19 protein-coding genes and 1 tRNA gene are annotated in these 19248 nt (G+C 60.2%); 1 reads left to right on the forward strand and 19 read right to left on the reverse strand.

The annotated features are described in order from the left end of the window. Positions 1 to 8 precede the first annotated feature (8 nt). Both Q1B46_RS15010 and Q1B46_RS15015 read right to left on the reverse strand, forming a co-directional pair. Complete coding sequence (locus Q1B46_RS15010) at positions 9 to 1361, reverse strand: TfuA-like protein (protein WP_299949156.1); 1353 nt, start codon at positions 1359 to 1361, stop codon at positions 9 to 11. Next, positions 1358 to 2551, reverse strand: coding sequence for a YcaO-like family protein (locus Q1B46_RS15015; RefSeq protein ID WP_299949157.1), 1194 nt, complete (start codon positions 2549 to 2551; stop codon positions 1358 to 1360). Before Q1B46_RS15015 ends, Q1B46_RS15010 begins: the two co-directional genes overlap by 4 nt. A 158-nt stretch (positions 2552 to 2709) precedes the next feature. On the opposite strand from Q1B46_RS15015, the gene Q1B46_RS15020 reads away from it, so the two are divergent. After that, positions 2710 to 2785: transfer RNA gene (locus Q1B46_RS15020), tRNA-Thr, on the forward strand. 27 nt (positions 2786 to 2812) lie between these two features. Here the strand turns inward: Q1B46_RS15020 and Q1B46_RS15025 are convergent. The 17 genes from Q1B46_RS15025 to cobA form a co-directional block, all read right to left on the reverse strand. Continuing rightward, complete coding sequence (locus tag Q1B46_RS15025) at positions 2813 to 3709, reverse strand: FAD:protein FMN transferase (protein WP_299949158.1); 897 nt, start codon at positions 3707 to 3709, stop codon at positions 2813 to 2815. Next, the gene (locus Q1B46_RS15030; RefSeq protein ID WP_299949159.1) at positions 3706 to 4221 is read right to left on the reverse strand and encodes a nitrous oxide reductase accessory protein NosL; all 516 of its coding nucleotides are present in this window, start codon (positions 4219 to 4221) and stop codon (positions 3706 to 3708) included. The genes Q1B46_RS15025 and Q1B46_RS15030 overlap by 4 nt, the downstream gene beginning before the upstream one ends. Continuing rightward, the gene (locus tag Q1B46_RS15035; RefSeq protein WP_299949160.1) at positions 4218 to 5039 is read right to left on the reverse strand and encodes an ABC transporter permease subunit; all 822 of its coding nucleotides are present in this window, start codon (positions 5037 to 5039) and stop codon (positions 4218 to 4220) included. Before Q1B46_RS15035 ends, Q1B46_RS15030 begins: the two co-directional genes overlap by 4 nt. Beyond that, on the reverse strand, positions 5036 to 5929 hold the full coding sequence (locus Q1B46_RS15040; protein WP_299949161.1) for an ABC transporter ATP-binding protein: 894 nt from the start codon (positions 5927 to 5929) through the stop codon (positions 5036 to 5038). Before Q1B46_RS15040 ends, Q1B46_RS15035 begins: the two co-directional genes overlap by 4 nt. Beyond that, positions 5919 to 7175, reverse strand: a complete 1257-nt coding sequence (locus Q1B46_RS15045; protein WP_299949162.1) for a nitrous oxide reductase family maturation protein NosD — start codon at positions 7173 to 7175, stop codon at positions 5919 to 5921. The genes Q1B46_RS15040 and Q1B46_RS15045 overlap by 11 nt, the downstream gene beginning before the upstream one ends. A gap of 4 nt (positions 7176 to 7179) precedes the next feature. Continuing rightward, a complete protein-coding gene (gene nosZ, locus Q1B46_RS15050; protein ID WP_299949163.1) occupies positions 7180 to 9087 on the reverse strand; it encodes a TAT-dependent nitrous-oxide reductase in 1908 nt (635 codons plus the stop codon). Between the two features lie 15 nt (positions 9088 to 9102). Further along, the gene (locus tag Q1B46_RS15055; RefSeq protein ID WP_299949404.1) at positions 9103 to 11226 is read right to left on the reverse strand and encodes a NosR/NirI family protein; all 2124 of its coding nucleotides are present in this window, start codon (positions 11224 to 11226) and stop codon (positions 9103 to 9105) included. 44 nt (positions 11227 to 11270) lie between these two features. After that, a complete protein-coding gene (locus Q1B46_RS15060) occupies positions 11271 to 11735 on the reverse strand; it encodes a DUF2946 family protein (protein ID WP_299949164.1) in 465 nt (154 codons plus the stop codon). 105 nt (positions 11736 to 11840) lie between these two features. Beyond that, positions 11841 to 12104: a hypothetical protein gene (locus tag Q1B46_RS15065; protein ID WP_299949165.1), complete on the reverse strand. Its 264-nt coding sequence runs from the start codon at positions 12102 to 12104 to the stop codon at positions 11841 to 11843. Beyond that, positions 12061 to 13545 carry a nitrite reductase gene (locus Q1B46_RS15070; protein ID WP_299949405.1) on the reverse strand — a complete coding sequence of 495 codons (1485 nt, stop codon included), beginning with the start codon at positions 13543 to 13545 and terminating at the stop codon, positions 12061 to 12063. Before Q1B46_RS15070 ends, Q1B46_RS15065 begins: the two co-directional genes overlap by 44 nt. Positions 13546 to 13678: 133 nt before the next feature. Further along, complete coding sequence (gene nirJ / locus Q1B46_RS15075) at positions 13679 to 14893, reverse strand: heme d1 biosynthesis radical SAM protein NirJ (protein ID WP_299949166.1); 1215 nt, start codon at positions 14891 to 14893, stop codon at positions 13679 to 13681. Between the two features lie 3 nt (positions 14894 to 14896). Further along, the gene (locus Q1B46_RS15080; RefSeq protein WP_299949167.1) at positions 14897 to 15379 is read right to left on the reverse strand and encodes an AsnC family transcriptional regulator; all 483 of its coding nucleotides are present in this window, start codon (positions 15377 to 15379) and stop codon (positions 14897 to 14899) included. Beyond that, positions 15376 to 15825 (reverse strand): AsnC family transcriptional regulator, encoded by a 450-nt coding sequence (locus Q1B46_RS15085; protein ID WP_299949168.1) that lies wholly within the window; start codon positions 15823 to 15825, stop codon positions 15376 to 15378. The genes Q1B46_RS15080 and Q1B46_RS15085 overlap by 4 nt, the downstream gene beginning before the upstream one ends. Next, entirely contained in the window at positions 15822 to 16811 is a 990-nt protein-coding gene (locus Q1B46_RS15090; protein ID WP_299661569.1) for an AsnC family transcriptional regulator, read from the reverse strand. Before Q1B46_RS15090 ends, Q1B46_RS15085 begins: the two co-directional genes overlap by 4 nt. Before the next feature lies 1 nt (position 16812). After that, positions 16813 to 17958 (reverse strand): cytochrome D1 domain-containing protein, encoded by a 1146-nt coding sequence (locus Q1B46_RS15095; protein WP_299949169.1) that lies wholly within the window; start codon positions 17956 to 17958, stop codon positions 16813 to 16815. After that, positions 17955 to 18353, reverse strand: coding sequence for a cytochrome c (locus Q1B46_RS15100; protein ID WP_366871571.1), 399 nt, complete (start codon positions 18351 to 18353; stop codon positions 17955 to 17957). Before Q1B46_RS15100 ends, Q1B46_RS15095 begins: the two co-directional genes overlap by 4 nt. After that, positions 18346 to 19107: a uroporphyrinogen-III C-methyltransferase gene (gene cobA / locus Q1B46_RS15105; protein ID WP_299661575.1), complete on the reverse strand. Its 762-nt coding sequence runs from the start codon at positions 19105 to 19107 to the stop codon at positions 18346 to 18348. The genes Q1B46_RS15100 and cobA overlap by 8 nt, the downstream gene beginning before the upstream one ends. Positions 19108 to 19248: the final 141 nt, after the last annotated feature.

The following is a 19248-nucleotide window of genomic DNA, read 5'->3' on the forward strand; positions in this document are numbered from 1 at the left end:
TCGTCCCGTCAGAGTTCAGCCCGCTTATCGGGCACCTGGTCCTCGGGATCGCCACCGACGTGGCAAAACATGAATTCGGCTTCAATCAAATCAAGAAACGCCTCGCGCCCTTCAAGGCCAAGCGCGATTGCATAGGATTCAAGATCATCCGGTATCGCTTGGTCAAGCCGTGTTTCAAAAAACCAGATCAGCGATTGCGTTCTGTTCGTGTCGCCAGCGGTGCCATTCACCCGATGCAGCCCCTCGAGGTGATCAGCCTTGCGCCGCGCCCGGTCGCGTAACGTGCCATAGCTGCCATCGTGGCGAAGCTCGGCCAATAGGGCTGTGTCCAGATCGTCCGCACGCGCGGAAACAATCGCATCCTTATGGGCACGGTCGGCCAGCATAGCTTCGTATTGTGTTAGGGTCAGGTCGTTGTCCTGAAGCCATTCCATCAAATCGGCATGGCGGGGCAGACGTGCCACAAAACGGTGCGCGGTCATCTGTTGCCGCAGCGCATCACGGTCGGGCAAATGGTTGATCCGATGCGCTTCATCCCGCGCCAGCAGGTGTAACGCGGCACGGTCGCGCAGACGGGCATATAACTGTGGATCCAGTCGCAGCTCATCCACCAATGCCCGTGCCTCTGTTTCTTGCGAGGCGCTCTCGGAATCGACCCGAGCCTTCAGTTCGCGCCAGACCAGAGTGCGTTCAACACGCGGCGCGACCGGGCCCTCTTTGTCCGCCTTTAGATACTGCGCCATTTGCGTCAACATCTCACGGGCGTCATCACCCTTGGCATCCACCTGCCCCTCGGGCAGCCAGCTCCGAAACACTTCCAGACCCAAGGCGGTATCTGCCGCCGCAATCATCTTATCCCAAACTCGGTCGCGATAGTGCAGGCTCTTGGCCGCATCCAACAGGGTCTGGGCAACCTCTTCCGACACCACTTTGGCGGCCTTCGCTTCTGCAAGCGTGGCACGGATCGAAACCATCGGCTCGCTCAGCGGCATAAAGCCAAGCTCGGCTGGACCGTGCAGCACCGCGACCTCATCGTCATCAGCAATCGCGCCGCTCAGATAATCCTCAAATACCCGTCCGACGCCAATCATCCCGAATTCGGCCAGTTCGGCGGCCCGCAACGCGCCCATGCTGGCGCTGCCGAAAACCGGGATGCCCTGTTCCAGCGCCCACAGGATTTCCTTGTGCCAGACCGAGGGCACACCGTCGAAATACCCATCGATGATGCCAATGGCCCGCGGCTTGTCGCGCACCACGCGATACACATCCCCCTGCTGGACCGGGGGCAGGATGGTCGCGTCCAGATGCTCTTGCACCGACTCAGCCCGCAGCGTGGGTCCAACGAAAACAACGATGCTCATGCCGACACCGCCCGCGCCCTTGGGCCCGCGATGAAATCGGGATCGTCATGCGGTGCCTCCAGCCCCGGAATAACCGCGCGTATAACGGCGATATCGATCTCGGGCCGGGACAGATCGACGGTCACCACCTGATCCATCCCAGCCGCCGACAGGCTGGTCAACAGCAGATCAAGATCTTCGGTGAAAGACCCGGTCAGATGCGACGGGCAATCGATAAAACGTCCCGTCGCCGCAGCGCCGTCAATCAACTCGCGGATATACCGGCTGCGCCACGTGCGGGCCTCGTCCGAGAACTCCTCGGGGTCCAGATCATCCCGCGCGCCCGAAATATAGGTCAGCCGCGTCTGCGCCGCCTCGGTCAACGCGCGCAGCAATGCAATGGCACGGTCTGGGTGGCAACCATCGCCTATGCCGATATGGCCCGTTGCCTCTCCGGCCTCGCAGATGACACAGCGAAAGCTGGCGATACCGATATCCGAAGTTGTGTCCCAAATCCCCAGATCCAGGCCCGCCGCTGTGATCTGATCCATCGCTTTCTGACAGCGCGGATCATCGACCGTCGCCGGATCAACGCGCGGCATGGCCCCTCCGTGATGCCACAGCGTAGTGGCGTCGCGCTCGATCAGTTCACAGATCGCATGGCAGCCGGCTTCAACGGCATCATTGCCCGAGGCCAGGCCATTTGTCGTGCGCGGAAACGCGCGCTGCCCGGTTACCGGTGAGGTGGTGTAATCCGTATCCACCATCTCATAGGGGACCCAACAGGCAACATCGGCGGTCAGGTCGCGCCCCTGCACCCACAGCATCGCCCCATGTGGATCAAACTGCCCGCCCGTCACACGGGGCAGGCGGTCGACATCAACCACTTTATCCTGTTCCAGATCCGCATGGCTGCACAGCCGCAGCGGCAGCTCAATCCGCTCCGCATGCCAGGATTCGATCGCCTCCATCACGCCCGAGGCCTGCGCCGCGCTCAGCGACAATCCCTTACCCAGCGACACCGCGACCGAGCGCGAGTTGGGCCGCGTCACCATCACCGTCGGCAACCCGATCCGGTCCAACCCGGTTAGGTTGGCGATCCGAGTGATGCCCATTTGTTTGAGAAACGGTTTGACAATGGCAAGGGTCTGTTCCGGATCGCGCAGCCGGTGGGTATCCAGCACATAAGTCTTCTGCGAAATCCCGGGCATTCAAATGGCCTTGTCAACTATCTGGTAAACCTGCCGAACCCGCCAAGCGGATCGCGTCGGCGTCAGGATGCGGGATGAATGCAGACGGGTCAACCGCCCGGCCCAAGCGATCCGCACTTGCAAGAACCGCGCCCTGCCGTTAAACGAGCTCGCGCATCGCCTCAATAGCTCAGCTGGTAGAGCAGGTCCTTCGTAAGGACAAGGTCGGGGGTTCGAGTCCCTCTTGAGGCACCATCTCGTCTCGACATCAACTATCTGCGCTTAGATCAGCATTTCAATTTTTGCGCCTGGGAACTGCGATACCAGCCCGTTGGTTTCGGATTCTGGGGTCAGACACAGGGCCGTCGATAGACCGTCGGCCAATGCCGCCTGCGGGGCGGATACCGAAACGACCCGAAGTGTTGTACTGATCCCCATCGGGTCCAGGATGTGGCCTTGATCACCCTGCAGCATGGTGCCTTCGGGGGCCGAGGTTGCGACGGCTCGGTCTTGCAGCCTGACCCGTTTGGCGACCATGCCATCAGGTGTGGCCAATCCGATATGCCACTGCTCGCCCGGGCGTCGTCGACCAAGGGCTGCAACCTCGCCCATATCCACCAGAACATTGTGCAGATTGAAAGACCGCAGCAACGCTGCAATCCGGTCCGTGATCGCCCCTTGCGCGATGCCGTTCAGGGTAATCGCGGATTGTCCGGGGTGCGGCAGGTGAATCTCATCCGCGCCCACGCGCACCTTATCCCACCCGATTGTCTGTCGCGCGCGGTCCACATTTGGCTGGGCCGCGCCGCTGGCGAGCGCCAGCCATAGCGGCTGTATCGTCGGATCAAAGGCACCGCCCGAGGCGTCGTGAAGCGCGGAACACAGGCTCAGCACTTCTAGCAGTTCAGGCGCAGGGGCGCTCAGGCGACCGGTCCGGTTCAACTGGCTGATCTGTGACTGCGTTCGATAAAGGCTGAAGATATTCTCAAGCCGATCCAACTCGGCTTCGACCGCAGCAAAGATTGGTGCGGCTTGCGTTTCCGTCACACCCTCAAGCCGCAGGCTGGCAGGCGCGCCCAGCGCCACACCACGCCACTGGGCCCAAGTGCCCGCCATCGCGGGAACCGCAGCGCAGGCGGCTGAGATGGTCAGGAAACGGCGACGGGTCAGGACGGTCATGCGGGTGTCTCCAGTGCGAGGTCCAGATCGACAGGTCCCAGCACCTCGGTATCGGGAATGTCCGACAACGGAAGCGCCGCGCCGCCATAATTCGCGATGAACGCCTCTGCCGCGGCGGGGTCGCCAAAGGGCACTACTTCGCGCGCGCCCATGCCGCCGGCGACATCGGCACCCACGACAAAGGTTGCACCATCAGCATCGATCCAGTTCGATATCCCCGGTTGCCGCCAACTGGGCGCAACGCTCATATCGCTGACATAGACGGCGGTGATCTTGGCATCCCGCTCGGGGCTTTTCAGATACGCCACCATGTCACGAACCTGCGCGAAGAACAGCGGGGTCGGATAACCCTCAAGATGGATCTGTCCCTTTGGCCCGCCATGTTCGGCGATGTTCATCTGGCAGAAAAAGCTCAGCGCATCGGGGGTCAGATCGACCGGATCGGGGGCCTCGGCCACCTCCTCTTTGCAGGCCACCAGCGCGACCAGTGCGATCAGGGCGAGACGTTTCATGGCTCGACCCTCCGGAATGCGAGCCGTGCAAGCGCAAAGCCCAACACCGGCCAGATCAGCAGCGAGGCGGGCGCAGCCCAGACCGGCAGGGCTTGCGCAGCCCCGGTCATGCCCGAGGCCATCGCGACGCCCTCGGTCGCCGCGATGTTCCACAAACGGAATGCGTCGGCCGGGTTGGCCACCATCACCCATGGAAAGACGGATTGGGTGAAGACGCCGCCCTTGTCCATGACCACGGCCCCCAACAGGCCCAGATCATAGAGGACGACAAAAACCAGCCAGAGCCCGGCCGACATGCCTGCCGCCGCCGTGGCCCCCTTTGCCAGGGCAGACAGCAGGTATCCAAGCGCCAGAAAGACGGCGCCCAGCAGGATCGATGTGAGAATGAGGCGCACCAGCGCCATCAGGCTTTCCGGCCCCGCGCCGCCAAAAAAGGTGGCCACTGCGCCAGCGGTGCCGAAACCGATGGTCATGGCAAAGGCCAGCGCGGCCAGATGGGCGGTGAACTTGCCCAGCAGGATTTCCCCGCGCCCGGCCGGGTAAGACAGCAGCAGTGAAAGGCTGCCGCGATCCACGTCGCCCGCGATGGCGTCAAAGGCAATCATCAGCGCCAGCAGCGGGGCGAGGTAGACCGACAGCGTGGTCATCGACGCGACTGAGACGGTCAGCATGTCGACGCCAAGCGTGCCGGTAGGCGCGCTGCCTGCAAAGGTCAGCGCCAGGGCAAACAGCACCATGATCAGCGTCGCGACCAGCAGCCAGCGGTTGCGGCGCAGGATCAACATTTCGGTGCGGGTGATGGCGAGGAAGCGGGTCATAACCTCTCCTCCTGTGCATAGTGGCGATAAAGATCCTCCAGCTTGGGCGGGGTCATTTCCACATCCGCGACCGCGTCGCCCAGTCCGGCGATCCGGCGCAGGGCCTCCATTTTGTCCTTGGGTGTGCAGAGCATTTCAATCGACGCGCCATTGATCCGGCTGCCGCCCAGTTCAGCGGCCAAGGCGTCGGGGTTCGCACTGGCGCGGACCTTCAGGCGGATTGGCAGACCGGCCAGCGCCGACAGGTTGGTCAGCGTGTCATCGGTAACCATCCGGCCTTTGCGCATGATGGCAATCCGGTCGGTGCGGGCCTCAACCTCGGTCAGCGCGTGGGACGCGATCAGCACCGCCGTTCCTTGCCCTGCCAACTCATCAATGATGGCATAAAGATCTTGCCGCGAGATTGGGTCTAAACCGGATGTGGGCTCATCCAGCAGCGCCACTTTCGGCTGGCCCAACAGCACCTGCGCCAGACCCAGACGTTGCCGCATGCCTTTGGAATAGGCCCCGATCCGGCGGTCGAGCGCATCGCTCAGACCAACACGCTCCAACAGGCCGGGAACGTCGGCCTTGCCACTGGAAAGCTGCGCAAACAGGGTCAATTGTTCTCGCCCGGTCAAAGCGGGATGGAAGGAAACCGCCTCGGGCAAATAAGCCGTCTCGCGGCGCGCCTGCGCGCTGCCGGGGCTGGCGTCTCCGATCCAAATGGTGCCTCCTTCAATCGGGATCAGGCCAAGGATGGATTTGATCAGGGTCGACTTGCCCGCGCCGTTATGGCCCAGCAGCGCGACGCGCTGACCGGGGGCAAGGGACAGGGTGATATCGTCAAGAACGCGGGTTTTCCCTCGGTCCTTGCTGACATGGTCAATAGTCAGGGCCTTATCCGTCATGAGGCACCTTTTTCATAGCTGGGGGTTCAGGGGCTTGCATCAATGGGTTGCTGTCCATCACGCCGCCCGGCAACAGCGCCGGGAAGGCCGATTGCGACCAGCGCACCAGCTGCACGGCGGGGGAGCCGAGCAACAATTTGGCTGAGGGTTGGGTCCACAGCACATGGTCCATACTGTCATTGGGGCGATAGGGGGCATCGGCAATGCCGTTGCCATCCACATCATAGGCGGCAAAATCGGACCAATAGTTGCCGCGTCCGTCCTCGGACCACTCGACCCATTTGGTCGAGACATATTTCACCTGCGTCCGGTTTCCGATGAATGAGTTGCCAACGATACGGTTGCGCTCGCTGCCAGCGGTAAAGTGGATGCCGATGCCGCATCCCTGGAACCAGTTGTCGGTGAATTCGTTCTTGTTCGAGTTATAGAGGAAGGTGCATTTTTCCTTGGCACCTTTCACCACGTTTCCGGTGATGGTGCTCTTGTTGGCATAGTTCAGCATCACGCCATGTTCGCGGTCGCCGATCGAGACGTTGTTGGCCACGGTCACATTGGTCGTGAACATCACCGCATAGCCCAGATCATTGCCGATCGAGACATTGTCGCTTACCACCGAGTTGTCCGCATACATGTAATGCACAGCAAAGCGCAGATCGCGGAACAGGTTGTTGGTGAAGGTGTTCTTCTTGGACGAGTTCACAAAGATCCCGTCGCGCCCGTACCGGATGTCATTGCCATCAACCACTGCGCCGGGGGCATTCCAGACATAGACGCCATTACCGCGGTCATTCATCCGTTGGTCTTGGCGGCCTTCGATCCGGTTGCCCCGGACAATGCTGTCTTTGGCGCCATGAATGTCGATGCCATAGAGATTGCCCAACAGCACATTATCTTCGACCACCGGCGCTGTGGCCGTCTTGGTCAACTGGATGCCACTATCGATCCCGTCATGGTCAGAGCCCGAGCCGATCACCGTCAATCCGCGCACGATCACTCCCGGTCCAGTCACCGTGATGACGCTGCCCTCACCTTGGCCATCAATCGTGGCCTGTCCCAACCCGTCGATGGTGACGGGCCGGTCCAGCACAAGCGTTTCGGTGTAAACGCCGGGACTCAGGCGGAGGGTATCTCCATCCGCCGCCTGCGCCAGTATCTCGTTGATGGCCCCCGCCCGATTGGGCACATCCCAATCCGCCGCCCAAAGGGGCGAGCCGAACAGGAGCGGTATGAGCAGGGGCCAACGCATGGGCTTACGCGCTCCGCGGTTCAACAAACATCCGGCCACGCATTTCCATGTGCAGCGCATGGCAGAACCACTGGCAATAGAACCAGTGCACGCCCGGACGGTCGGCAATGAACGTGACCGAGGCGGTCGCCTGCGGTGCAACTTCCATCGCGATACCGAAGTTCGACAGGCACAGCCCGTGGGTCACATCGTCCACGTCGTCCAGGTTGGTGACGTAAAGTGTAACCTCATCTCCCTGTTTGACAGTGAACTTCTCAAGGCTGAACACAGGCGCGGTCGAGGTCATGTAGACCCGCACCTTGTTGCCGTCGCGGATGGGCTCTTCGGCACCTTCTTCCAGATCTACACCATCGGCTGCCGCCTGCTGGCGCGCCTCTTCCCACATCGGGTCATTGCGATCCCAGACGTTGACCGGGTTCACTTTCGACCGATGAACAAGGATCGAGTCATGCGGTTCCGCAAAGGTCGGGCCGTCATGGACCACCTTCATCTTGTCGCCCGAGATGTCGATCAACTGCTCGTTTTCCGGCTTCAGTGGCCCGACGTTCAGGAAGCGGTCTTTCGAGAACTTGTTCATCGAAATCAGCCACTTGCCGTCAGCCTCAGCCGTTTCACCCATTGAGGTCGAGTTGTGGCCCGGCTGGTAATGCACATCCACCTTGTCGAGGATCGGGTCAACATCCGAACCACCATAAGCCTCAATCGCCTTGGCGATGTCCCATTTCACAACCTGACTGTCGAGGAACAGGGTGGTATAGGCATTGCCTTTGCCATCGAACGCGGTGTGAAGCGGGCCAAGACCCAGCTGCGGTTCGGCCACGATTGCCGAGCGTGGGTCGGCATTGTCGGCAAACAGCGCATCGACCTTCTCCACATCGATCACGGACACGGTCGGCGACAGCTTCCCATTGATCATGATGTGTTTCTTGTCGGGTGCTGCGTTCACGCCGTGCGGTGAGTTCGGGATCGGGATGTAACGGGTCAGATCGCCGCCGGCCTCTTTGCGGCCATCCACGACTTTGACGCCGTTCAGTTCCTGATAGTTCCCGGCGGCAACAGCGTCTTCGATGCCTTTGAGGTTGAACACGACCACATGATCCAGCTCATTCTCGGTCATCTCGGCCAGGTTCATACCCATTTCCGAGTTGTACGAGGTCGAGAAGGCGTATTTGCCCTGATAGTCGCAGTCCGTGTTGTCGAGGTTGCCCGACACCATCACCTGCCATGCGATCTCCATCGTATCACCGTCAATGGCGGTAAAGATGTTCACGTATTGCGACGGATCGTCGAGGATTTCGCCATCATTGATCAGCGGCGCCTCATGCTCGCCATTGGCGAAGATGTACCCGGTGCGCGGGTATTTTTGCGGGCGCAGGCCGTGGATGTCATGCGCGTTCGGGATCTCGATGATCTTGTCGCATTTCATCACGTCGCAACGCACACGGGCCACGCGGGTGTTGGACTTGTCGTTCATGAACAGATAGCGACCGTCATATGTGCCATCGGTGAAAGACATATGCGGGTGGTGCAGGTCGCCATTGTCATAGGTAACCTTGCCGTTGGCAGCCAGATACGCCTTGGTTTCCGGCAACAACCCTTCAGTCAGGATTTTCAGCGACTCATTGGTCTGGCCCCAACCGGTGGCCGAGCAGCGGTTGAAGACCGGAATGCGCATCAGTTCGCGCATCGAGGGCACGCCGAGGATACGTACCTCGCCAGTCTGGCCCGAGGACCAGAAGCCATAATATTCGTCCAGCTCGCCAGGCTCCAGATGGGCATTGGCGGCGGCGCTGGCTTCGCGCGCGCTCATCAGGGTCGAGCCGAGGCCGGTCCCTGCAATCACGGCGCCGGTGGCAGTGGCCCCCAGCATCCCGCGGCGTGTGATGCTTAGTTTGTTTTCTTTGTCCGACATGATCGTTCCTCCTTTTTAGGAAGCGGTTTGCGGTTTGGCGTTTGGATGGTTCGCCGGTGGTTGTCCGAGGGGGGTCTTAAGATCGACCGACCCGGTCTTGGCCCGCCGTTTCAACTGGCGGATAACGACGGGACATTTGTCCTCGGACTGGTAGAGCACCTGACAATGCAGGCAGGTGACGCACTCGTTCGGATTGATCTCACCGGTGGGGTGGATTGCCTGAACGGGGCATTCGTTGGCGCAGGTTTGACAGGGGGTGCCGCAATCCTTGTAGCGGCGCAGCCAGTCGAACATGCGAATACGGGCCGGGATCGCCAGCGCCCCACCCAGCGGGCAGAGATAGCGGCAATAAAACCGTTCGATGAACAGCCCGATCCCCAGCAGCAGCAGCGCAAAGACCACAAACGGCCAGTCGCGCATGAATTTCAGAATGATCGCGGTCTTGAACGGCTCGATCTCGGCATATTTCTCGGCCAGCGGGATGGAGACAAAGCTGAGGCCGAAGAGACCAAGGAAGATCATGTATTTCGCGGGCCACAGCCGTTCATTCAGACCCCAGGGCAGGGTCCATTGCGGCACTTTCAGTGCCCGTGCGATCTTGTTGGTTAGCTCCTGCAGGGCACCAAACGGGCACAACCAGCCGCAATAGGCGCCGCGCCCCCAGAACAGCAAGGCGGCGGCCACGGCGAACCATTGGATGAAAACCAGCGGGTCCAGAAGGAAAGCATCCCAGCTGAAACCTGTTCGCACACTGCCCGCCAGCGCCATGAGGTTCACCACACTTAGCTGCGCGTTGGCGTACCAACCGATGAAGAACAGTGTCAGCGTCAGGTACCCGATGCGGAACCAGTAAAAGACCCGGGCGTTCATCGTGGCGTGGAACTGGAAGAAGAACGTCGCGGTCAGTATCAGCAGCATGACGCCCAGACCGGCAATCTCGACCGTGCGATCCTTCCAGATGCGTTTCCACAGTGCGGCCTTGGCGGCGGCCTCGTCCGTGGCATCATCAACGACGGTAGGGGCCGCAACCGGCAGCAGGTATTGCTCGGGCAGTTTGTAGCCCAGATCGAAAGTCAGAAAGGTTTTCTCAACGGCACCCACCGCGCGCTGCACCAGCAATTGCAGGCGGAACGGCTCAGCCGGATCGAACTCGGCGTCGGCGGGGATTTTGAAGATGTCGAGCTCGGTAAAGCTGGGCGCATCGGTTGCGGCCACCTTACCCAACCGGCGTTGCTGCTTGTCGAAAAACCGCACCGAGTTGTCGCCCTGAATCAGCTGAATCCGGTCGAAAATGCCACCCCGGACATAACCCGATCCCTTAAAGCTATAGGCCCCGCGCCCCAGCACCAGAATGGCCTGCTCGCCATCGGCCAGCCAGTTCATCAGATTCTGGTATTCGGCTTCACCCAGCAGCGATTTACCGATCGAGGGGACTGAGACCAGCGCCATATGCATGTCGATAAAGGTGTCATCCGGCTCACCCGGTTCAGGGCGTTTTGTGGCGCGCTGATCGCCGGTGGCCTCGAACGCGGCATTGACCTGTCCGATATCCAGCGTCAGCCGCCGCACCGATCCGTCACCGGATAGCGTGGACCAGTCGTAAACGGCATTCTGCGCCATATCGACTTCGCGTTTGGGTCCATCGGCCAATACCGGAGACAGACCACCCAGCCCCAGTGCTCGCGCGACCTTGATCCCGCCACGCACAAGGCTGTCGTCGATCACCATGATCGTGACAGTGGCCCCCGAGATAATGTCGAGGTCATGCCCCTCACCCCCGGTCTCGGCCTCGCGCTTGAGGTCCAGACCGGTATAGCCTTCGGTCAGTTCGACCATGCGGGAATTGGGGATGCCGATCAGCACGATCGGTTCCGAGTGTTTGACCAGTTGCACGCCGGTCAGCACCGCATCGTCATCAATGGCGGCAACCACATGGATGGGTTTGCCGGAATAACCCGTCGTGCCCACGAAGTCAGAGGTCAGGAATGCCCAGGCAACGGTTTCACCCCTCTTCATGACGGGGGCAACCTTGACGTCATCGCGGACCGGGCCAAAGCCATCGGCACCGGGTGCCAGATCGGCGGGTTCGATTTCAGGAAGGAAGCTGGCTAGACTTTCGGCATGGGCACTGATCGCCATCAGGCAGGACAGTGTGAAAGCCAGCAGGAAATGGATTGCGCGACTTACGACCACGGCGCACCTCCGATAGTTTGGGTGGGCACCATGGACGCGCGCAGGGCGCGTTCAGTTATGTCTAGGGTCGGTTGCGGGGGGCCTCGGGTTTCGGGCCACCGCCAATTTGAGTTGTACAACTCGAAAGAAACGCTGTTCTGACCCTGTACAACACGGACGAAATCCGAATACGCGACCGCCAGCACCTGCGGCACAGGTGCCGCGCTGGTGATCGCACACAATGCGCAATCGGCGCATTTCGGGCAATACGCGGTCGGGTCTTCGGCATCCTCCTCAAGATCAACCTCAACCCAGACCGCGCCGCCTTCCGAGCAGATCTCCACCCAGACACTTTCGCCAGTACTCGCCAATGCCGGCCCAAAGGTCTGCAACAACAGAAGAAATATGCCCGCCAACCCACAAACCGCGCGAAAGGCGCGTGCAGGGAGAATGTGCAGAGGGGTCAGCGCAGGCATGGAGACTCCGACTCGGGAAGCTACGCCTCGTGTTCTAAGGGATTCTCTCAGCGCGATACTTGACTTAGGTTAGGTGCGGCGGCGTTCTGATTTTATGATTTAAAATCAATCATCTGACTCATCCATAAGCCCACGCACCCATCGCCCGGCCAGCCAGGTCGCAGGGATGCCCAGAGGGATCGACCAAACCAACGCCGTTACCGGCTCGATTATTCCGAACCCCGCGCTATGGGCGATCAATCCAGCCAAAAACAGGTTGATGGCAACGGTCAACGCGGTGGCCGGATAAAGCAGGATGGCCAGCTTCCAGACCGGCCATTTACCCTCAGTGGCTGGTGCCTTCCGAGAAGGTGATTTTGTTCCAGACATTGTACTTTCCAGACGGTTTGCGCATCGGCAGGCGGCGCACTTCTTCAAGCGTCAGCGCGTCATAAACGATCACTGCACCGTCATCTTCCCAGATCGAAACTAGCGCGTGACTGCCATCCTTGGTGAATTCGACATGGGCCACGGTCTTGCCCGGTGCAGGCCGCAAAGTTTTCACGATTTCAAGGCTTTGCTTGTCGATCACATGCATGGCGTCCTTGTTTGGCCCAAAGAACACATCGGCCCAGACGTAAGGAGAATTCTCATGGCTGCGCATAAAGAACCCGGGCCCTTCGGTCTTGATTCGCTTGACGGTTTCCCATGTCTCCATGTCGATTACCGACACTGTGCCATCGGTCAAGTGCGGCGTCGCCATCACGGTCGTGTCGCCATGTTTCCAGGTAATGCCAGACCCCAGATGCGGCATCCCCGGCAGATCCAGATCGGCCACCTTGTGCCCGATGACCAGATCGATCACCTGCCCACCCTTGCCATCGCGGGACGCCCCCATGACGTATTCATAGCTCTGGTCGAAAAAGAAATCGTCCAGATAGTCAGGCGTGGTGATTTTGCGCACAGGGAACGGATTGGGATTCTTGAACTGACCCTCAATACGGAAGTCGTGGCCAATGCCGGATTGCGGTGGGTTGTCCCCATAAAAGACCTCCCAAATCTCTGGCACATCTTTCAGCGCCAGTACAAAGCTTTCGCGCGGGGGGGCTTGATAGACGGCTGAAACCCGGCTTGGGTTTCCCTTTTTGCTTTTAATCTCAATGACTTTCGCGACTGACAAGTCCTCGGTTGAAAGCAATGTCAATGAGTTTGGTAAATAGTTCGCCACGGCAACCCATTTACCGTCGCCCGACATGGCGATGTTACGGCTGTTCAGGCCTGCGCGGACGCGCCCCACCTGCTTCAGCGCCCAGATGTCATATTTCTGAACCCAACCATCGCGGGACATGATGAAGACGTACCGCCCATCCGGGCTGAACTTCGGCCCCCCATGCACCGCAAAGGGCGTCTCGAACCGGTCCAGTACTTCAAAGGTATCACCGTCAAGAACGCTGACATGGTGATCGCCGGTCTCCACGGCCAGCGTGATATTCATCGGATCGCTGTCCCACACGGGGCCATCCACTGGCGCATAGTCGTCGTCCAGAATACGGCTGGCCATGATATCGGCCTCATCCCATTCGGGGTTGCTCTCCAGCGGAGATTTCAGCCATCCCGCTAGCTCCTCGATCTGCAGCGCATCTAGTTCATGCGAAAACGCAGGCATCTGCGTGGCCGTACGCCCCTCGGCGATCACCGACGCTACGCGCGGCCCTCGCATGCGTTTCAGTGTCTCGGGGATCAGCGCAGGGCCAACGCCGCCCAGACGGTTCTCGCCGTGGCAAGACGCACAATGCTCAGCATAATCCGTTGATGCATCCGCTTGCGCCATCGCCGCTGTCCCGGCAAGCGCTATGCTGGCTAGAAACAGACCAACCCTCTGCTTCTTCTTGTTCCGAATACGGCCGCCGGAGGCTCCTGCACACGCCACTCGCATATTGGCTGGGCGCACAGAGCCATCGGTTTCAAAAGAACTGATGCGCCGGATCATGGCGTTTCCCCCGGAACGGTGTGACTTGCAGACGCTCACCCGCATCCGTGACACCGATTTCTTGGTTGGATAGATAACAAGCAGGATCTTCGGCCCAGGGATCTCCGGTCAGTTGCAGCGCCCGAATGCGGGTGTTTCCACCGCAGACATCCTTCAGCTGACAGGCCCCACAGCGCCCTTTCAGTGGGCGCGGACGGGTACGCAGCATGGCAAGCATCGGGTCATCGCCGGTCCAAAGCTCTGAGAACGATTTGGTCTTCACGTTACCGACCGTGTAATCCGACCAGTAGGTGTCGGGATGCACGCGGCCCAGATTGTCGATATTTGCCACGCCCAACCCGCTGGAATTGCCACCCCATGCGGCCAGATGCTCGCGCACATGGCGGACTTTATCTTCCTCGAAATGATCACTTACCCAGTTCAGGAAATACCCGGCATCGGCATCATTGTTGCCGGTTACAACGTCCAGTGGTCGCCCACCTGAGGCGGCCTCCCATGCGCGCTCCAACAACAGGTCCATGCCTTTGCGGGTCCTCAGGTGCTCGGCATCCTCGCCCCGGTTCTTGTCGCCGCGCCCTGCATAGACGAGGTGAGACAGGTAGAACTTATCGACACCTTCGTCGTCACATAGCTGCAACAGGTCGGGCAGGTGGTGCTGTGTGCCCTCGGTCAGGCAAAAGCGCAGTCCGACCTTGATGCCGCGCTTCTTGCATTCGCGCACGCCGCGAAGGGCGTCGGCAAAGGCACCTTCGACACCTCGGAACCAGTCATTCGTGGCCCCGATCCCGTCCAGCGAGATGCCAACATAGCTAAAGCCCACATCGGCAATCATGTCAGCGGATTCGTCGTAAATCCGTGTGCCATTCGTTGACAGCGCCAACATCGGCACCAGATCGCGGGCCCGTTTGGCGATGTCGTAAAAATCGAACCGGTCCAGCGGTTCCCCACCCGAGAGGATCAGGGCCGGGACGCGAAACTGGCCCAGATCCTCAAGGGTTACCATGGCTTGCTCATGGCTGAGCTCACCAGGGAATGCCACATCCGCCGAGACGGTATAGCAATGGCGACATTTCAGATTACACCGTCGCGTCAGGTTCCAGATCACCACTGGTTTCACGGGCCCGGGGCGGCGTTTGCGCACCGGAGTTGGATTGACGAGTTGGTGCATGTATTCAGTCAGGCGGAACATGTCTCAGCCTTTCTTTTTCAGGCGCAGCCCGGTCTTTTTCAGGATACGTGTGGAATAAAGGATATCGTTCGCTCGATAGGCATCACCGAGAATCACAGAGATCTCAGCGCGCTTTTCCTCGACCTCTTGTCGGTCCGACCCATGAACCATTGCAAACAGATTATAAGGCCAGTCGGGCAGCGCGCGCGGGCGTTCGTAGCAATGGGTGACGAAGGGCAGGGCCCCGATCTGAGCCCCCAGTTCGGCGACACGATCGTCCTCGACATCCCAGACGGTCATGCCGTTCGAGGTCATTCCCAACTTAAAGTGGTTGGGGGCCGCCGCGATGCGCCGGATGACGCCGCGGGATTTCATGTCGGCCAGACGATACATCAGGGCGGCTTCGTTAAGTCCAAGCGTTTCGGCCACCTGCGCGAATGGTTCAGGCACAAGGGGCAGGCCGCTTTGCAGCGCTTCGATAATCTCTCTGTCTTTCGTATCGATCATGCTGCCACCCGGAAGCCGATGAAGAATTCCTGAAGTTTGGGGAATTGCAGGACCGCGATCCCAGTTTCCCGTTCGATTGCCTCGGCAGTGTTTGTGATCCCTTCGGGTGTTTCTGTCGCCAGAACAAACCACATGTTCAGCCGGTGCGTGCGTTCATAATTGTGTGCAACCTCGGGGTGCGCATTGACTTTGGTCAGGACAGTTTCGAAATCCTCGGTCGGCACCGCCATGGCGCACAAGCAGAACGCTCCACCCAACGCGGCTGCATCGAAAAAGGGGCCAAAGCGGGTGATCACGCGCGCATCCTTCATCCGCGACATGCGGTCCAGCAGATCATCTTCGGTGAGACCCAGCTCCTTGGCCACTGCGGCATAGGGATGCGAAACCAAAGGCAGATCATCCTGCATCCGGTTCAGGATCGTACGGTCGGTCTTGTCCAGTTTCATGCGGCAGCCTCTTTCGGTTGGATCAGCGCACCGGTCTGTTTGAAGCAGCGGGTCGAGAACAGCACTTTGTTGCGCACGCCTGCCAACTCCGGCAGGGCTTGTGCCTCAGCCAGCACCTCAAGCGCTTCGCTGCGCGACCGGGCATGGATCATGGAATACAGGCGATAGGGCCAGACATCTTCGACCGGGTTACGCTCATAGCACAGTGTCACGCCGGGATGTGCCGCAAGCGCAGGACCAGCGGTGCCAACCTGTTCGGCTGGCATGTCCCAGACCACCATTGCGTTGGCGGACCAGCCCAAAGCACGATGGCGCACGATGACGCCGAGGCGAGAGATGATGCCAGATCGGTGCAAGATCTCAAGGCGCTCCATCACGTTGCCTGTGCTGCGGTTCAGTGTCTGGGCCAGAGCCGCATAAGGTTCAGCGACCAGCGACAGGCCGGAACTGAGCGCTTGCAACAAGGGCCGGTCACCCTCGCGCATGGCCGAACAATCAACCCTTCGTGGGCGGGGAACAGTGCGGGTTTTGCCCGACATGCGGAACCCCAGATCGACATTGAATGGGCGCACCAACCGCAGGTCCAGAACCCGCAGCCCCGTGCGATGGCTAATCCGCGCAAGCGTGTCGTTCACATGTGCCCGGTCCGGTCCAGTGGCCACAAACCACAGGTTCCAGTCGTCTTCGCGCTGGTAGTTGTGGTTCACGCCGGGTTCCGCGTCGATCAGGGCGGCGACCTCTTCCAGCCGCTCAGTAGGTGCGGCGACGGCAGCCAAAGTGCTGGCTGCAACCGCGCCGGGTGCAATCGTCGCGCCAACCCGCGTGATGCGTCCGGTCTTGCGCATCCGTTCCAGCCGATCGAGCACTTCGGCCTCGTCCAGACCCAGCGCGTCGGCCAGAACCTGAAACGGGCGCTCGGCGATGGGAAAGTCACGCTGGAATTCGTCCAGCAGGCGGCGGTCGATAGGGTCGGTTATATGCTGCATATCAAAGCCCCGTTCTATGTGCTCGGGCGGTGAAGAAGATGCCGGATGGGCTGTTCGCATCGATCTCGCGCAGCTTTTCGAAACTTTGCGTGTCGTAGACCATGACCTTGCCCGCGTCGCGTACACTGATCCACACCTCATGACCGCGGGGTGTGAACTCCATATGCAGCACGGCTGGGCCCGGTTTGAATTCGTGGATGATTTCTTTGCTGACACTGTCGATGACCTGGATCGTATCGTTCAGTGGGTGGGCGAAGTTCACCCAAACCTGCCGCCCGTCGGGACGGGCCATGGCAAAGACCGGCTGGCCGTGGGTTTTGGTGCGTCCGGTCTCGGTCAGTGTATCAGCATCGATCCACAGAACCTCGTGATGGCCGACGGCAGGCAGAACGAACTCGCGACCCGTCAGCGCCCAGCCTTCGAGATGGGGCATCTTGTAGACCGGCATGTCTTCCTGCCCGCGCCCATAGTTGGGTAGTACGCGAATGGGTTCAGGTGTTTCGGCCCACAGATCCAGCGCGGTCAGGCCATCCTCGCCAAACAAACCGGTGATATAGGTGCGACCATTGGCAGTGATCAGCGCGTCATAGGGGTTTTTGCCCATGTCAGGGATTTTGGTGATCTTAGGATCACCCTTGGCGAAATCGGCAATCCAGGTTTCGCCCGTGTCCCACATGGTAAAGACGAACCGACGACCGGGCGCATCGACCAGACCGATGGTTTTGCTGCCGGTCGGGATATCCGCGACCATATCCAGTGTGTCTGCATCGAAGACCCGCACACCGCCGGGCTCATAATTCGATACAGCAACCAATTTGCCGTCATCTGAAATGGCGCCACCAATGGCGTTGCCCGCCTGTATCACCCGGTTCACGATCTGGCGGGTGACGATATCAACCTTGGTCAGCCCGCCATCGCGCCCAAAGACATAGGCAAAGCGTTCATCGGGCGAATAGACCAACGAGGCGTGGGACAGATCGCCCAACCCTTCGATCCGGGCCAGTGCGGCGCGGTCAGACTGATCCACCAGCAGGACCGAGCCATTGGCCCGTTCAATCACAAGGCCGAGGTCTCCGGTTGCGGTAGGCTCGGCTTGGGCTGTGGTCATCAGCAGGGTAGTGGCAAGGGTGAGGATGAGGGTTTTCATTGTGCCTCCTGTGCCAGCAGGTAACGGGCGATCCATTCGGCCTCTTCTTCGCTGATCAGGGGCCGCCACGGGGGCATCGCGGTGTCGGGAATGCCATCGAGGATCACGCCGGTTAGAACGTCAGCGTCGTAGTGGTCCAGCGTCTCAGACCGCAGATCGGGACCAAGGCCGCCCTTCAGAGATAGCCCATGGCACGAGCCACAGTCCTGATGGACCAATCGCTTCAACGCGTTGGGGTCAAGCGTGTCGGCGGCAAAGGCCGTTGTGGCCACAAGCACAGCCGTTGAAAGAACAGCGCGCCCGGTCCAGATCGAACGCCCGGCGGCGATACCGGACGTTTCTTGCCCACCCTGTGTCGGGTGCGGCCCTGAATTCCTGCATCCGAGCCTAGCCATGGGCCTGCTCCAATAATTCGGCCACAGGCCGTTCGGCATAAAGTGACACCACCTTGCCGATGATGAAAAGCGTGGGCGCCTTCAAATCGGCCTCACGCACGTCCGCTGCCAGTCGATCCAGCCGGGATACCATGCGGCGTTCATCCGGTGTGGTCGCTTTGCCAACCGCCAGAACCGGTGTTGAACCCGGCAGGTTCTCGGTCATAAGCCCCATGGCGATCTGACCGATATTGGCGACGCCCATATAAACGACGAGCGTCGAGTCGGGGTCAGCCAGACGTTTCCAATCCAGATCCAGCACCTTGTCGGCCTGCCGGTGTCCGGTGACATATTGCACAGAGGTCGCCAGCCCGCGATGGGTCAGCGGCACGCCTGTGGAACAGGATGCGCCCTGCGCGGCAGTAATGCCCGGCGCGTATTCTACAGGGATGCCGTTTGCCATCAAATAGGCGGCCTCTTCCGAGCCACGCCCAAAAATCATCGGATCGCCCCCCTTCAGGCGCGCAACGGTGTGACCGGCGCGGGCTTCTTCAACAAGTATTTCGTTGATGCGATCTTGAGGCACCGTATGGCATTTAGGGGCTTTGCCAACCGGGATCAGCCGTGCGCCTTCTGTGTGCAGATTGAGGATATCGGCCGAGACCAGACGATCATAAACAACCACGTCCGCCCCTTGCAGCATCCGTAGCGCGCGCAGGGTCATCAGTTCGGGATCGCCGGGACCTGCGCCAATCAGATAAACCTTACCGCTCATGTATGAACTCGCTTGGTCTGAATGTCCTTTGAGCCCGAGGGTCCGGCGCGATCTGGTGACGTTGCTGGGTGAGCCGGGCGTGTCATGGCGACAGACTGGCGCAATCAAAAAGTAACCTCCTTGACATAAGTTAAGGAGCGC

The sequence above is a fragment of the uncultured Ruegeria sp. genome (assembly GCF_947500045.1).
GTDB lineage: Bacteria > Pseudomonadota > Alphaproteobacteria > Rhodobacterales > Rhodobacteraceae > Ruegeria.